At 67.6% G+C, this 14163-nt stretch carries 15 protein-coding genes; 4 read left to right on the top strand and 11 right to left on the bottom strand.

Annotated features, from left to right (window positions below):
• Both C1I89_RS13360 and C1I89_RS13355 read right to left on the bottom strand, forming a co-directional pair.
• A complete protein-coding gene (locus tag C1I89_RS13360; RefSeq protein ID WP_102773256.1) occupies window positions 1–912 on the bottom strand; it encodes a fumarylacetoacetate hydrolase family protein in 912 nt (303 codons plus the stop codon).
• A gap of 38 nt (window positions 913–950) precedes the next feature.
• Window positions 951–2075 carry a cupin domain-containing protein gene (locus C1I89_RS13355; protein WP_102773255.1) on the bottom strand — a complete coding sequence of 375 codons (1125 nt, stop codon included), beginning with the start codon at window positions 2073–2075 and terminating at the stop codon, window positions 951–953.
• Window positions 2076–2271: 196 nt separating this feature from the next.
• On the opposite strand from C1I89_RS13355, the gene C1I89_RS13350 reads away from it, so the two are divergent.
• On the top strand, window positions 2272–2517 hold the full coding sequence (locus C1I89_RS13350) for a hypothetical protein (protein WP_102773254.1): 246 nt from the start codon (window positions 2272–2274) through the stop codon (window positions 2515–2517).
• 178 nt (window positions 2518–2695) lie between these two features.
• Window positions 2696–3754 (top strand): 3-keto-5-aminohexanoate cleavage protein, encoded by a 1059-nt coding sequence (locus C1I89_RS13345; RefSeq protein WP_102773253.1) that lies wholly within the window; start codon window positions 2696–2698, stop codon window positions 3752–3754.
• 34 nt (window positions 3755–3788) lie between these two features.
• On the opposite strand, the gene C1I89_RS13340 is transcribed toward C1I89_RS13345, so the two are convergent.
• From C1I89_RS13340 to C1I89_RS13325, 4 genes are all read right to left on the bottom strand, one after another.
• The gene (locus C1I89_RS13340; protein WP_258231424.1) at window positions 3789–4889 is read right to left on the bottom strand and encodes a porin; all 1101 of its coding nucleotides are present in this window, start codon (window positions 4887–4889) and stop codon (window positions 3789–3791) included.
• A gap of 70 nt (window positions 4890–4959) precedes the next feature.
• Window positions 4960–5955, bottom strand: coding sequence for a tripartite tricarboxylate transporter substrate binding protein (locus tag C1I89_RS13335; protein ID WP_102773252.1), 996 nt, complete (start codon window positions 5953–5955; stop codon window positions 4960–4962).
• Window positions 5956–5980: 25 nt separating this feature from the next.
• Window positions 5981–6823, bottom strand: coding sequence for a TauD/TfdA dioxygenase family protein (locus C1I89_RS13330; protein ID WP_102773251.1), 843 nt, complete (start codon window positions 6821–6823; stop codon window positions 5981–5983).
• A complete protein-coding gene (locus C1I89_RS13325; protein WP_102773250.1) occupies window positions 6820–7812 on the bottom strand; it encodes a quinone oxidoreductase family protein in 993 nt (330 codons plus the stop codon). Before C1I89_RS13325 ends, C1I89_RS13330 begins: the two co-directional genes overlap by 4 nt.
• A gap of 217 nt (window positions 7813–8029) precedes the next feature.
• Here C1I89_RS13325 and C1I89_RS13320 point away from each other — a divergent pair, with 217 nt between their 5' ends.
• Entirely contained in the window at window positions 8030–9049 is a 1020-nt protein-coding gene (locus C1I89_RS13320; protein WP_102773249.1) for an AraC family transcriptional regulator, read from the top strand.
• Window positions 9050–9055: 6 nt separating this feature from the next.
• Here the strand turns inward: C1I89_RS13320 and C1I89_RS13315 are convergent, their stop codons facing one another.
• Together C1I89_RS13315 and C1I89_RS13310 are read right to left on the bottom strand one after the other, a co-directional pair.
• Window positions 9056–9616 carry an RBBP9/YdeN family alpha/beta hydrolase gene (locus C1I89_RS13315; RefSeq protein ID WP_102773248.1) on the bottom strand — a complete coding sequence of 187 codons (561 nt, stop codon included), beginning with the start codon at window positions 9614–9616 and terminating at the stop codon, window positions 9056–9058.
• A gap of 7 nt (window positions 9617–9623) precedes the next feature.
• Entirely contained in the window at window positions 9624–10475 is an 852-nt protein-coding gene (locus C1I89_RS13310) for a TauD/TfdA family dioxygenase (RefSeq protein WP_181390962.1), read from the bottom strand.
• A gap of 175 nt (window positions 10476–10650) precedes the next feature.
• On the opposite strand from C1I89_RS13310, the gene C1I89_RS13305 reads away from it, so the two are divergent.
• On the top strand, window positions 10651–11676 hold the full coding sequence (locus C1I89_RS13305) for an AraC family transcriptional regulator (protein WP_102773246.1): 1026 nt from the start codon (window positions 10651–10653) through the stop codon (window positions 11674–11676).
• Here the strand turns inward: C1I89_RS13305 and C1I89_RS13300 are convergent.
• From C1I89_RS13300 to C1I89_RS13290, 3 genes are all read right to left on the bottom strand, one after another.
• Complete coding sequence (locus C1I89_RS13300) at window positions 11658–12647, bottom strand: Bug family tripartite tricarboxylate transporter substrate binding protein (RefSeq protein ID WP_258231423.1); 990 nt, start codon at window positions 12645–12647, stop codon at window positions 11658–11660. The two genes, C1I89_RS13305 and C1I89_RS13300, sit on opposite strands and share 19 nt — an antisense overlap.
• Window positions 12648–12673: 26 nt before the next feature.
• Window positions 12674–13756, bottom strand: coding sequence for a quinone oxidoreductase family protein (locus C1I89_RS13295; protein ID WP_102773245.1), 1083 nt, complete (start codon window positions 13754–13756; stop codon window positions 12674–12676).
• A 127-nt stretch (window positions 13757–13883) separates the two neighbouring features.
• Window positions 13884–14141, bottom strand: coding sequence for a DUF1488 family protein (locus C1I89_RS13290; RefSeq protein WP_102773244.1), 258 nt, complete (start codon window positions 14139–14141; stop codon window positions 13884–13886).
• Window positions 14142–14163: the final 22 nt, after the last annotated feature.

Below are 14163 nucleotides of genomic sequence, written 5' to 3'. Positions count from 1 at the left end.
CTACACCGCCACCACCGGATGGCGCAGCGTGCCGATGCCTTCCACGCAGGCCTCGACCACGTCGCCCGGCCACAGCCATTCCTGCGGCTTGCGGCCCGCGCCCACGCCTTCCGGCGTGCCGGTGGCGATGATGTCGCCCGGTTCCAGCGTGATGCCGGCGCTGATGTCGGAAATCAGGAACGGCACCTTGAACAGCATGTGGCGGGTATTGGAGCCCTGCTTCTTTTCGCCGTTGACCGTCAGCCATAGGTCCAGCACCTGCGGATCCGGGATTTCGTCGGCGGTGACGATGCAGGGGCCGAACGGCGCGTAGGTGTCCTGGCCCTTGGAGTAGATCCACTGGCCGGCGCGGCGGCAGTCGCGCGCGCTCATGTCCAGCATTACGCTGTAGCCGAACACGTAGGACAAGGCGTCGGCCTCGGCCACGCGCGAGGCGCGCCGGCCCATGATGACGGCCAGCTCGACTTCCCAGTCCAGCTGCTGCGTGATCCTGGCGTTGTGCTCGATCGCGTCGCCCGGGCCGATGACGGCGGTGGGCGGCTTGGAAAAGATGACCGGCTGCTTGGGCAGGTCGGCCGAGGTGTCCAGCGTGCGGCTGGACTCGGCCACGTGCTCCACGTAGTTCAGGCCGATGCCGAAGATGTTCTTGCGCGGGCGCGGAATCGGCGCCAGCAGCTTGACGTTTTCCTGCGGCAGCGCGGCGCCCACCGGCCATGCGCGGCGATGCGCTTCCAGCAGCTTCGAAGCCTGCGCCACGGCGGCCGGCCCCAGGTCGATGAATTCCAGCATGTCGGCGGGCAGCTCCACGCCCGCATGCCGCCCCAGCAGGGCCAGGTCCACCACATAGCCGTCGGCCAGCGCGCCGAGCCGGGCGGCCGCGGTGGGATGGGCGCGAAACGTTACCAAGCGCATAAATGCTCCAAGAGTCGGGAAGGGAAAATCGAAAGTGCCTAGACCAGCTTTTGCCTGCCGTCGTTGTCGCTCAGCGCTTCCTCGCGGTACAGCGCCAGCGACTTCATCACGGGCAGGTCGTTGAAACAGAACAGGCAGGCGTCGTCGTTGGACGAAAGATTGGCGTGCTCGTGGACGGCCCAGGACGGCACGCAGAAGATGTCGCGCTCGGTCCAGTCGTAGCGCTTGCCGTCGATGACCGAAAAGCCGCTGCCCTTGGCCACCTGGTAGATGAAGCTGCCGGTATGGCGGTGCGCCCTGGTGTGCTCGCCGGGCCGCAGCATCTGCATGCTGGCGCCGATGGTGGGCATGACCGGGCCGCCGGTGGCCGGGTTCACGTATTCCAGCAGGATGCCGTCGTAGGGGCTGCCGGCGGCCGTGCGCGCGTAGCGGCGCAAGGCCTCGTAGGTGGGCTCCCATTCGTACTTGAACAGCGGCGAATACGGCTTGGTCCAGCCCGACACCTGCGGACGCAGGGCCACGCCGCCCCAGGCGCCGCTGGTGTCGTCCACCGGATGCGTGACGGCCTGGTTCAGGTCGGGATGCACCGCGTAGAAGCCCGCCTCCAGCGCGTTGACCAGCGGAATGTCCAGGCCGTCCTGCCAGATGCAGGTGGTGCCGTCCTCGGCCACGCCGTGCTCGTGCCAGGTGCCGTTGGGCGTGAGCACGAAATCGTTGGCGCCCAGCGTCATCTTGTGGCCGTCGACCACCGTGTACGCGCCGCGGCCTTCCATGATGAAGCGCAGCGCCGAATGCGAATGCGCGTGCGCCGAGGCCAGTTCGCCCGGCCGCATCACCTGCAGGCCGGAATACAGCCAGCCCACCGCCGCCGCCACGTCGCGGCGGCCCGGATTGTTGAGGTAGATCACGCGCCGGCCCGCCTCTTCGGGCGACACTAGCTCGGCCGAACGCAGCACGTGGCCGCGCAGATCGCGATAACGCCACACCACCGGCACCGAGGCCGAGCGCGGCGCCCAGGGTTCGATCTTGTTGGCCACCGTCCACAGCGCGCCCGTCTCCAGACGCGCCAGTTCGGCGTAATAGGCCAGCCGCTCGGGCGAGTCGGCGACATTGGCGCGCCCGGCCACGTTTTCGCGGTAGGCGTCGTAGCGTTTCGCTTCCATCCCTAGCCTCTTTTATAAAAGAACAGGATTTTCGAAAATATTAGGCAGTTCGATGGAACAGTACAACGCCCGCAGCTAAGGGTTTTCCCACAGCACGCTTGAAAACAGGACGTATCGGCCTAAAAATTACTGTACAAAAAACCAGTATCTCGTGATACATTTCGCTCGCCCGAAAACTGCCGTCCAGGAGAGTCCTGTGTCAGAAGCCGCTCATCTCGTCCAATACATCGTCGTTCCCTATCGCGCCGCCGCCGGCGGCGTGGCGCCGGGAGAAATCCGCCCCGCCAGCAGCGAATTCGGCGCCATCCGGATCGCCAACGCCATGGCCTCCAAATTCGCCGGCGTGGCCGCCTATGAAGTCCTGGTGGACAAGGAAACCGGCGACATGGAATCGCCGCGCATCCTGGCGCAGATCGGCACCGTGCCGGCGCTGGACGACTGAGGCCCCCAGGGAAAAGCCATCGCACGCTCCGCTTGTCGCGATATGACAATTCGCCGGTGCAATCCGCATAGCAGCGCGCGCGCAATGAAATCTACAGTTCAACCGTGACGCCTACCAACGCTGGCCGCCACAGCCCATGCCCGGGCCGGCACAGCCCATATGTCGCGAGGAGACTGACGTGAATTTCCTGGATGGCCATCTATTCCCCGAGAACCAGCAACCCCTGATCATCACCGCCGCCCCGTACGCGCCCGGCTGGCTGCCGTCGGACTTTCCGGAAGAAATTCCGGTGACCATGGAAGCGCAGGTGCAGAAGGCGGTCGACGCCTACAACGCCGGCGCCACCGTGCTGCATCTGCACGTGCGCGAGCTGGACGGCAAGGGCTCCAAGCGCCTTTCCAAGTTCAATGAACTGATCGCCGGCGTGCGCAAGGCCGTGCCCGAAATGATCATCCAGGTGGGCGGCTCGATCAGCTTCGCCCCCGAGAACGAGGGTGACGCCGCCAAGTGGCTGTCCGACGACACGCGCCACATGCTGGCCGAACTCGATCCCAAGCCCGACCAGGTCACGGTCACCGTCAACACGTCGCAGATGAACGTGACCGAACAGGCCGAGGACGCCGATTTCAAAGGCACGTCGCGCGAGATTCCGGCGATCTTCGAGGCCTACAGGGAAATGACCGTGCCGGCGCAGCCCGGCTGGGTCGAAGAGCACATCCGGCGCCTGAACAAGGCCGGCATCCAGAGCGCGTTCCAGTGCTACAACATCAACAGCTTCGAATCGGTCGAGCGCCTGATGCGCCGCGGCGTCTACAAGGGCCCGCTGGTCATGAACTGGGTGGCCATCGGCGGCGGCATGGACGCGCCCAGCATCTACAGCCTGTCCAATTTCGTGCGCGCCGTGCCCGACGGCGCGGTGCTGACGGTGGAGAGCAACGTGCGCAACGTGCTGCCGGTCAACATGTTCGGCATCGCCATGGGGCTGCACGTGCGCTGCGGCACCGAAGACTGCCTGTGGAACCAGGACCGCAGCGCCAAGGCCAGCACGGCCTCGCAGATCGAACAGCTGGTGCGCATCGCGCGCGAGTTCGGCCGGCCCATCGCCACCGCCCGCGAGGCGCGCGAGATCAGCAAGATCGGCGTGTTCTACGACAGCGTCGAGGAAAGCCTGGCCGCCAATGGCTTCGCGCCCAACCGCAACGGCGCCAACCAGGGCTTCCTGCGCAAGACCGCCTGAACGCCGCCGGGGCTGGCGTGCCGCCCCGGCCGCTTCAGAACACGTGGCGTATGCCCAGGTCGATCCCGGAGGCGCGGCCTCCGGCCTGCGGGATCGGCCCCAGCTCCGAGCCGGAACTGACCGGCAGGCGCAGCATGCCGCCGTTCGAGATGAACGCATAGGTTCCATACACCACGGTGCGTTTCGACAGCGCATGCACGTATCCCACCGCGAATTTGCGCGCGCTGCTGTCGGCCGTGTCGTTGCGCTTCAGGTAGGTGAAGCTCACCGGGATGTAGTCGGCCCCCAGCGCGATCCAGGCGCCGATCTGGCCGTAGCGCACGCGGTCCGCGTCGCCCATGGACGCGAGGCGTTCGCCGGTCCGGTTCTCGCCGGCCAGCACCATGAGGCGGTGCTCGCCCCACTGGTACGACGCGCCGATGTTGCTCTGCGTATAGTTGCCGACGTTGGCGGTCTTGGTGACCGCGATCGACGCCGCGATATCCCAGCCCTTGCCGCCGTAGCCCACGCGTATGCCCTGCAGGTTGCCGTCGTGCCCGGCGTCGAACTTCTCCTTGTCGCCGAAGGCCTGCATGGCCTGGAGGAACAATCCCTTGCAGCTGAAGGTGGCGCAGCCAGGCGAGAAATAGCCCACGCTATTGGAGGCGCGAAAGCTGGTCGCCCCCGTGCCATGGGTGGACAGGCTGCCGATGCCCACCCCGACCCGGAACGGGTCGTAGGCGAACAGGTTCCAGAAGGCTGGCGTGTAGTCGCGGCCCAGGCGCAGCGTGCCGTAGCGGCCGCCCACATAGACGTACGACTTGCGGTTGAACGCCATGGCGCCCTTGGCGGAGCCGCTGGGCAGGTTGTTGGTGTTGGTCGGCTGCCCCTGGCCCGAGTCGATGTTCAGGCCGGCCTCCAGGTCGAAGCCCGCATACATGCCGTCGCCCAGGTCCTCCCTGCCCCTGAAGCCGATGCGGCTGACCTGGTTGCCGCCGGAGGTCAGCGAATTGCGGGTGCCGTTGCCCTGCCCGTAATACGAGGAAAAAGCGACGTCCACCACGCCGTATACCTGCACGTACGTATTCGACGGATTGCCCGCCGCGTGCACGCTTCCTGCGGCGGCGCACAGCACCGCCCACTTCATGTTCTTCATGACGCCACTCCTGGAGTTCGTCAAACATGGAGCCGGCCTGCCGCCAGGCAGGCCGGCCGGCGCGGTGCGACTACTGGGACTGGTAGTCGATGGACTTCAGCACCTGCTGCTGGTGCTGGTAGGAAGCCCGCAGCTCGGCTTGCAGCGCTTCGGGCGTGGCGGAGCCGCCGGGCTCCATGCCCATGTCGCGGATCTTCTGCTGCATCTGCGGCTGCGCCAGGAATTGCAGCGAGATCTCGCGGATGGCCTGCTGCGCCTGGGCCGGCGCGTCCGGATGCGACCACACGCCAAACCAGCCGGCCTCGGCCAGTCCCTGGTAGCCCAGTTCCTTGAAGGTCGGCACGTCCGGCAGCGCCGCGACGCGCGTGGGGTAGTTGACCGCCAGGGCCTTGATGCTGCCGGCCTGGATCAGCGGCAATGAAGTGGTGACGCCGTCCATCATCACCGGGATGTGGCCGCCCATCAGGTCGGTCAGGCCCTGCGGCGATCCCTTGTAGCCCACGTGCCGCATCTGCACGCCCATCTGCTGCCCCAGCACCATCCCCGAGGTATGGCCGCGCATGCCGGTGGCGTATGAAGCGAACGTCAGTCCGTCGGCCTGCTGCTTGCCATAGGCCGCAAGCTGCTTCACGTCGTTGACCGGCAGGTCCTTGTTGGCCACCAGCACCAGGCCGGTGCGGCTCAGCTGGGCCAGCGGCTTGAGGTCCTCGAAAGGCTGGTAGCTCACCTTGTAGGCCAGCGGCGTCTCGGTGACGATGCCGCCCTGGATGACCAGGAAGGTCGAGCCGTCGCGGCCGTGGCCGATCAGGTCGTTGACCGCCAGCACCCCGGCCGCGCCGGGCTTGGTCTCCACCACCACGGGCTGGCCCAGCTTCTGGTGCAGGCCCTCGGCCAGCAGGCGCGCCAGCACGTCGGCGTTGCCGCCCGCCGTGCCGCCCACCACCAGCCGGATCGGCTTGGAAGTCCAGCCGGCCCCGGCCGAGGCGGTTGCGGCCAGGGCCAAGGTCAGCAGCAGGCCGCCCGCCAGCGCCACGGCCTGGCGCCGTGGTGTGTGTCCATCTCGCATGCGTAGTCTCCTCGGTCTTTTATTTTCAATACGGGCGATCGCCGATGATCGCGGCCCGCTCCATCTTGCGCGGCGCGGGCCAGTAGTCCTGCACGGCGTAATGCTGCGTGCAGCGGTTGTCCCACATGGCGACGCTGTTGGGCCGCCAGCGGAATCGCACCTGGTACTCCGGGATCGCGGCCTGGCTGATCAGGTAGTTCAGCAACAGGCTCGCGCCCGGCGTCTTGTCCTGCCCGTAGCGCACGTTCTCGGGCGTGTGGTAGTTGGCGAAGTGCGTGGAGAAGCCGCAGACGTACAGGATCTTCTCGCCGGTCTCGGGATGGGTGCGCACCACGGGGTGCTCCACCATGGGATGCTCCAGCGCCAGCGCGCGGCGCTTTTCTTCCGGCATGGCCGCGCCGAACGAATGCTCGATGCTGCACTTGACCTTCAGCTTGTCGATCCTGGCCTTGATCTCGCCGGGCAGGTTGCGATAGGCCTCGACCATGTTCACCCAGATCGTGTCGCCGCCTTCGGGCGGGCATTCTATGCAGCGCAGCACGCAGCCCATCGGCGGCTGCTCGCGCCATTGGCCGTCGGTGTGATAGCTGTTCTCGTAGTTCTCGCGCTTGTCGCTGCGGTAGATCTGCACCAGGCCGGGATGGTCCGGATCGCTGCCGGCCACCGGGTGGTCTTCGAGTTCGCCGAAATGGCGGGCGAAGCCCACATGCTCGGCCCGGCTGATCTGCTGATCGCGAAAGAACAGCACCTTGTGCTGCAGCAGCAGCGCCTTGATCTCCTGGGCCAGCGCGGCGCTGCGCGCGGCGTCGCCCAGGCTCACGCCCGACACTTCCGCACCGATGGTGCAGGTCATTTTCTCGACTTTCATGTCTCCTCCGGCTCTATGGCAAATACCGACGCGCCTATGGTCTTGCGCGATTCCAGGTCCCGATGCGCCTGTTGCGCCTCCTCCAGCGCGTAGCGCTTCCGGATCTCGATGCGGATGCGGCCGCTTTGCACGTGGTCGAACAGCTCGGCCAGCAGCGCCTGCTTTTCCGCCGGGTCGGCGATGTAGTCCGCCAGCGCCGGCCGCGTGAGATAGAGCGATCCCTTGCGCGCCAGGATCTGCGGATCGAACGGTTCGATGGTGCCCGAGGCCGTGCCCACGCAGACCATCAGTCCGCGGCGCTTGAGCGAATCCAGCGAGGCCATGAAGGTATCCCTGCCGACGCTGTCGAACACCACGTCCACGCCAACGCCGCCGGTGAGCTCGCGGACCCGCCCGGCCAGGTCTTCGCCGTAGCCGATGACGTGGTCGCAGCCGTGGGCCCGCGCGATCTCCGCCTTCTCCGGCGACGAGGTGGTGCCTATCACCGTCAGGCCCAGCAGCTTGGCCCATTGCGTCACGATCAGCCCGACCCCGCCGGCGGCGGCGTGCAGCAGGATCTGCTGTCCGGCGCGGAACTCATGGATGCGGCGCATCAGGTAGGCCGCGGTCAGGCCGCGCATGGTGATGCAGGCGGCGGTCTCGAAATCGATGCCGTCCGGAATCCGGATCAGCGGCGCGGCCGGCGCGATGCGTTCGGTGCTGTATGCGCCCAGCGTATTGGTGAAGCCGGTATACGTGACCCGGTCGCCCGCCTTGACGTTCGTCACCCCAGCCCCGACCGCCGTGACGACGCCGGCGGCCTCCACGCCGATGCCGCTGGGCAGCGGCACGGGATAGATGCCGGAACGGAAATACGTGTCGGCGTAGTTCAGCCCCACGGCGCGCTGCGCGATGCGCGCTTCGCCGGGGCCGGGCTGGCCGACCTCCACGTCTTTCAGATAGAGCACGTCGGGACCGCCGACGCGGTCGAACTGCACTGCCTTGGCCACCACTGTCTCCTTGAATTCTTCGGCGCGTCACGCGCTGCCTGCCGGAAAAATTCTGGGACAAGGAGCGCCGCCCGCCATTGACGGTTGACGCCAGCCTGTTAGCCAATCGCGACGTCTAAGGTAAACCCCGATGCGACGCGGCGATGCGCAGCCATTACCATGTACCGGCCAAGCGATCCCCCTCCCGTCACCACCGGCCCGCGCGGCCCATAACGCCATGTCCGTCGCCATTCCCCGAGTCCGCAACGCCAGCATCAGGAAGTATTCCCACGTGGTCCGCAGCATGGGCCGCGATCCCTTGCGCATGCTGAACAAGGTGGGGCTGGACCAGCTCTGTCTGCAGGCGGACGACATCCGGGTTCCGGAAGCCTCGTTCGCCACGCTGCTGGAAATCTCGGCCACCGAATTCAGCGACGCGCCCGTGGGCCTGCTGATCGGCGCGGACTGGCGCCTGTCGGACTTCGGCCCCATCAGCCTGGCGCTGCAGCACCAGGCCAGCCTCGCCAGCGCGCTGCGCACGATGCGCGAATACCGGCACCTGCTCAGCAGCACCGTGGCGCTGGAAGTCGTGCGGCACGAGCGCCTGGCCATCGTCCAGCTGAACCTGGACACCGGACGCGACCTGCCTGGCCGGCACCCGACCGAGCTGGGCCTGGCGGCGCTGCTCAGCCTGTGCCGCCACCAGCTGGGCCGGGACTGGCGGCCCGACAGCGTGCACTTCACGCACGCCGCGCCGGCCAGCCTGGGCCGGCACCAGGCCGTCTTCCGCTGCAACGTGGTCTTCAATTCGGATTTCGACGGCATCGTGCTGGCGCGCGACGACCTGCAGCGGCTCAATCCCGACCACGATCCCGCCATGGAACGGTACGCGCGCCACTTCCTGGCGCCGCAGCCCTCCGACGAAGCCGCCGCGGTGTCGCTGGCGCAGCAGGTGCGCAGCGCCATCCAGTCGCTGCTGCCGCATGGCTACCACCAGATCGGCCAGGTCGCCAAGACGCTGGGGCACACCACGCGGTCGCTGCAACGGCAGCTGGAAGAAGAAGGCACCAACTACCAGACCGCGCTCAACGCGGTGCGCGCCGGCACCGCCGTCAGGTCGCTGAAAAACGGCAGCCTGAGCATCGGCGACGTGGCCATGCTGTCCGGCTTTTCCGAAGTCAGTTCGTTTTCACGCTGGTTTTTCCAGCACTTCCAGCAAACGCCCAGCAGCTGGCGCGCGCAGAACCTGCGCGGCTAGACCTTTTCAGCAAAGCGCGGCGATCAGTTCCCTGGCCTGCGGCCACTCGCCGTGGCCCGACGCGGGATTGAGATGCCCGACCGCCCCCAGTTCCACCAGCCGGCTGCCCCAGGCGCGGGCGAAGCCGCGCGCGCGTTCCAGCGTGGTCAGCGGATCGTTGCTGCTGGCCGCGACGATGCTGGGAAACGGCAGCTTCGCCATGGGAATGGGCGTCCAGCCGTTTTCCCGCAGCACGTCCAGCGTGGGATAGCCCGCCGGCATGGGCGTTTCCAGGTCGGCGGGCGTGGCCAGCAGCGCGCCCTGAATGGCGCGCGTGGGCTGCTGCGCCCAGTGCGCCACCGTCATGGCGCCCGCGCTGTGGGCCACGATGACGACCGGCCCTTCGATGGCGGCCAGCTCGCGCTCCACCGCCTCGACGCGCGCGGCGCGGCTGAGCTTGCGCGTTTCCAGCGGCGCCACGCTGCGCACCTTGGACAGCCCGGCCGCCAGCAGCGTCTGCCAGTGGTCCGCGACGTGGTCGCGCAGGCCGGGAACGATCAGAATGGTGGGAGAGTTCGTCGTCTGCATGAGGCGTTCAGAAAGGGGCCTGGCCGATGATGGCGGTGCGCTCCATCTTGCGATGGCAGGGGGGATAGTCCATGACGGCGTAATGCTGGGTGGAGCGGTTGTCCCAGAACGCCACGCTGTTCCTGCGCCAGCGGAACCGCACCTGGTATTCCGGGATCATCGCCTGGCTGACCAGATAGCTCAGCAGCTGGGACGCGCCCGGCGCCTTGTCCAGGCCGAAGCGCACGTTGGCCGGCGTGTTGTAGTTGGTGAAATGCGTGGTGAAGCTGCCGTTGACGAACAGGATCTGCTCGCCCGTCTCCGGATGCGTGCGCACCACCGGATGCTCGGCGTCCGGGTACTGCGCCTTGAGCGCAAGCCGCTTCTCGATGGGCATGGCGGCGCCGAAGCTGGCTTCGATGCTGTGGCGCGCGCGCAGCGGCGCGATCTTGGCCTTGATGTCCTCGGGCAGCTGGCGGTAGGCCTCCGCCATATTGGCCCACATGGTGTCGCCGCCCACCGGCGGACACTCCACGCAGCGCAGCACGCAGCCCATGGGCGGCGCCTCGCGCCAGGTGGCGTCGGTGTGCCAGGAATTCTCGTGGCGCTCCGGCGGGCTGTCCGGCGTCTTGTATATCTGGCACAGGCCGGGATGGTCCGGATGGCTGCCCACCACCGGATGATTCTCCAGTTCGCCGAAACGGCTGGCGAACGCCACGTGCTCGGCGCGGCTGATGTCCTGGTCGCGGAAGAACACGACCTTGTGCTGCAGCAGCAGCCGGCGCACCTCCTCCAGCAAGTCATCGTCCTGCGCCACCGCGCCCAGGTGGACGTTGCCCAGCTCCGCGCCTATGGTGCAGCTCAGCGCTTCGACACGGATGGACCGGCTGAGCGATGTCGCGCGCACCACCGCCGGAAAAGCTCGTAGTTCTTGCGTCACTTGCGGTTTGTCCCATATAAGAAGAATCGGGTACGCCAAGTGTGGACGCGATGGGCCATCCGCGCTTGCCATTAGATGACAAACGTTTTGCATTTCCTGCCGATGAGATGAAGCAATGGCGTCCCTAGTCCGCGCCGCCTGCCTGACCGACTACAGCGAAGTCGCCAGCGCCTGCGGCCTGAACCCCTCGCGGATGCTGCTGGATGCGGGCCTGCCCCCCAGCGTGCTGAGCGAACCCGACCTGATGATTCCGGTGGAGTGCGTCGGCCGCCTGCTGCAGGCGTCGGCCCGCGCGTCCGGCAACGAAAGCTTCGGCCTGAGCATGGCGCGCTCGCGCCTGCTGTCGAACATGGGCGCCGTCGGCCTGCTGATACGCGACCAGGAAACCCTGCGCGAGTCGCTCGCCATGCTGATGCGCTACCAGTCGCTGCTCAATGGCTCGCTGACGCTGGCGATAGAAGAAACGGGATCGACGGTGGTGATCCGCGAAGTGCTGATGGCCGGCAACGCCCACCAGTCCACCCGCCAGCGCGTCGAGCTGGCCCTGGGCGTCATGGTCCGTGCCATCCGCCAGCTGCTCGGCGCCGACTGGATGCCGCGCCGCGTCTGTTTCGAGCACGCCGCGCCCGCGAACCTGGGCGTGCATACCCAGCTTTTCGGCCCGCATGTCGAATTCGACTGCGGCTTCAACGGGATCGTCTGCGCGCAATCCGACCTGGACCGGCGCAATCCGCATGCCGATCCGGCCATGGTGCGCTATGCGCAGCGCCTCATCGACGCGGCCGCGCCCGCCGGCCCCGCCGCCATGCCCGACGAGGTGCGCCGCGCCATCCTGCTGCTGCTGCCCAGCGGACGGTGCAGCATCGAAGTCGTCGCCGCCCACCTGGGCGTGGCGCCGCGCACCATCCAGCGCCGCCTGTCGGACCGCCGCCAGCGCTTCTCCGACCTGGTCAACGACCTGCGCCGGGAACTGGCGATGCGCTACGTGCACGAAAGCAACCGCTCGCTGACCGAAGTGGCGGAAATGCTGGGCTTTAACGCGCCCAGCAGTTTCTCGCGCTGGTACCAGACGCAGTTCGGCATCAGCGCCAAGGAAAGCCGGGCGCAACGCCAGACGGCCGCTCAGCCGGACACGGGCTGACGCAGCCGCCGCAGGAGCTTGCGGTTCTGCTCGATGGTGTCGGCCATCTTCCGCTGCAGCGCTTCGTACGTGCCGGGCTGCGGCGCCTCATAGCCCGCCGACGCCAGCATTTTGCCGAATTCGGCCGACTGCTTGATGCTTTCCACCTCGCCGCGGATGCGGTTGCGCATCGCTTCGGGCATGCTGCTCAGCACGAAAACGCCGACGCTGGCCTCGGGCAGCGCGAATTCCGGATAGCCCAGTTCGGCCAGGCTGGGCACGTCGGGCAGCAGCGTCGAACGGTTGGCCGCCGCCAGCCCCAGCGGCCGCAGCTTGCCGGAGCGCACCTGCGAGGCCACGTTGCCGACCACTTCGAACGTCAGCTGCACCTGGCCGCCCATCACATCCAGCAGCGCGGGCGTGGAGCCCTTGTACGGAACGGTCAGGATGTTGCCGCCGCTTTTCTCGCGCAGCATCTCGCCCAGCATGTCCGAACGCGTGCCCACGCTGAGGTTGGCGATGCTGACCGCCTCGGGGTCCTTGCGCGCCAGGTCCAGCACCTCCTGCACGGATTTCGCCGGCAGGCTGGCGTTGGCGACCAGCACGTGCACCATGCTGGCCACATCCGTCACGTAGGTGAAGGTCTTGATCGGATCGAACGGCGTCTTGACCGTGAGCGGAAAATCCGTGAGCAGGCTCGACGGCCCGATCATCAGCGTGTAGCCGTCCGCCGGCGCGGCCATCAGGGCGCGCTCGGCCACCACGGCCGAGCCTCCCGGCTTGTTCTCGACGATCACCGGCTGGCCGAGCCGGGCCTGCAGCTGCCCGCCGACCAGGCGCGCCACGCCGTCCGAAATGCCGCCGGGCGGCGCGGGCACGATGACCCGGATGGGCTGGTCCGGCCAGGGGCCGGCGTGGCTCGCGGACATGCCGGCCCCCAGCGCGGCGAGCGCGGTCAGCCAGGCGCGGAACAGCGGAACGATCTTGGACATGGGCGCATTCCTGATGGCGTGAGGGATCAGAGCACGAAGACCGACGAGCCGGTGGTCCGGCGCGCCTCCAGATCGCGGTGCGCCTGCACCGCGTCCTCCAGCGCGTAGCGTTGATTGATCTCGATGCGGATGCGCCCGGCCGCCACGTGGCCGAACAGCTCCTCGACCAGCTCGGCCTTTTCCGCCGGGTCCGCGATGTAGTCCGCCAAACCCGGCCGGGTGATGAAGGCCGAGCCCTTGCGCGCCAGGATCGCCGGATCGAAGGGCGGGATCTTGCCCGAGGCGGTGCCCACGCACACCAGCAGCCCGCGCCGCTTGAGCGAATCCAGCGAGGCCATGAAGGTATCCTTGCCCACGCTGTCGTACACCACCGAGACGCCCGCGCCGCCGGTAATCTCGCGCACCCGCGCGGCCACGTCTGCGCGGCTGTAGTCGATGATGTGATCGCACCCGTACGAGCGGGCAAGTTCGGCCTTGGCCTCGCTGGAGACCGTGCCGATCACCGTCAGCCCCAGCAGCTTGGCCCATTGCAGCACGATCAGCCCCACCCCGCCGGCGGCGGCGTGCAGCAGCACGGTTTCGCCGCCCTGGAACGGATAGATCCTGCGCATCAGGTAAGCCGCCGTCAGGCCGCGCATCGTCATCGAGGCCGCCGTGACGCAGCCGATGGCCTGCGGCAGCCTGATCGCCGCCGCCGCGGGCAGCAGCCGTTCCGTGCTGTAGGCGCCCAGCGTATTGGTGAAGCCGGTATAGGTGATGCGGTCGCCGGCCTTCAGCCCCTCGACGCCCGCGCCCACCGCCTGCACCACGCCCGAGGCCTCGTTGCCGATANGCGTATTGGTGAAGCCGGTATAGGTGATGCGGTCGCCGGCCTTCAGCCCCTCGACGCCCGCGCCCACCGCCTGCACCACGCCCGAGGCCTCGTTGCCGATACCGCTGGGCAGCGGCACGGGATAAATCCCGCTGCGGAAATACGTGTCCGCGAAATTCAGGCCGACCGCCTCATGCCGGACCCGTACCTGGCCCGGCCCCGGGTCGCCGACCTCCGCCCGTTCGAAACGCAGGACTTCCGGCCCCCCGGTCTCATGGAACTTCACGACTGTCGTCACGCTGGTCTCCGCTTGTTGCTGGCCTATGCCGATAGCCGCATCTTGGGCCGTCGCCGCGCCAGGCACTTTGCAGATGCCGTCTGCAACTTGTCTTTCCGCGCCAGGGCGCAGGGGGTCCGGAGAAGATCTACTGAAAATCCCCCGCGCCCAGCATGATGGGGCCGTCGGCCGGCACCGAGCGGGCCTCCCGCGCCGCCTCGCGTATCGCTTCCGCCCCCTGTTCGAAGGCATGCAGGAGTTCGACGGCCGTGTCGTCGCGGGCGCCGAAGCGGCGGCGCAGCACGTCGCCCGATATTTCGAACTGCCGGCGCACGCCGGACAGTTCCATGACGAAGACCACGGCGTCGCCCTGGGCCTTGGCTTCGGTGGATTTGGTGAATTTCATGGCGGGACCTCCTGATCGAACC

It is taken from the genome of Achromobacter pulmonis (genome assembly GCF_002885955.2).
Classification (GTDB): domain Bacteria; phylum Pseudomonadota; class Gammaproteobacteria; order Burkholderiales; family Burkholderiaceae_B; genus Achromobacter; species Achromobacter pulmonis_A.
This window is presented reverse-complemented; position numbering and strand designations above follow the sequence as displayed.

Bases quoted from the DNA above. Each gene is read 5' to 3' on its own strand.
- C1I89_RS13300 (WP_258231423.1), bottom strand. From the start codon at position 12,647: ATGTCCAAGATCGTTCCGCTGTTCCGCGCCTGGCTGACCGCGCTCGCC.
- C1I89_RS13320 (WP_102773249.1), top strand. From the start codon at position 8,030: ATGTCCGTCGCCATTCCCCGAGTCCGCAACGCCAGCATCAGGAAGTAT.
- C1I89_RS13315 (WP_102773248.1), bottom strand. From the start codon at position 9,616: ATGCAGACGACGAACTCTCCCACCATTCTGATCGTTCCCGGCCTGCGC.
- C1I89_RS13305 (WP_102773246.1), top strand. From the start codon at position 10,651: ATGGCGTCCCTAGTCCGCGCCGCCTGCCTGACCGACTACAGCGAAGTC.
- C1I89_RS13340 (WP_258231424.1), bottom strand. From the start codon at position 4,889: ATGAAGAACATGAAGTGGGCGGTGCTGTGCGCCGCCGCAGGAAGCGTG.
- C1I89_RS13290 (WP_102773244.1), bottom strand. From the start codon at position 14,141: ATGAAATTCACCAAATCCACCGAAGCCAAGGCCCAGGGCGACGCCGTG.
- C1I89_RS13335 (WP_102773252.1), bottom strand. From the start codon at position 5,955: ATGCGAGATGGACACACACCACGGCGCCAGGCCGTGGCGCTGGCGGGC.
- C1I89_RS13330 (WP_102773251.1), bottom strand. From the start codon at position 6,823: ATGAAAGTCGAGAAAATGACCTGCACCATCGGTGCGGAAGTGTCGGGC.
- C1I89_RS13355 (WP_102773255.1), bottom strand. From the start codon at position 2,075: ATGGAAGCGAAACGCTACGACGCCTACCGCGAAAACGTGGCCGGGCGC.
- C1I89_RS13360 (WP_102773256.1), bottom strand. From the start codon at position 912: ATGCGCTTGGTAACGTTTCGCGCCCATCCCACCGCGGCCGCCCGGCTC.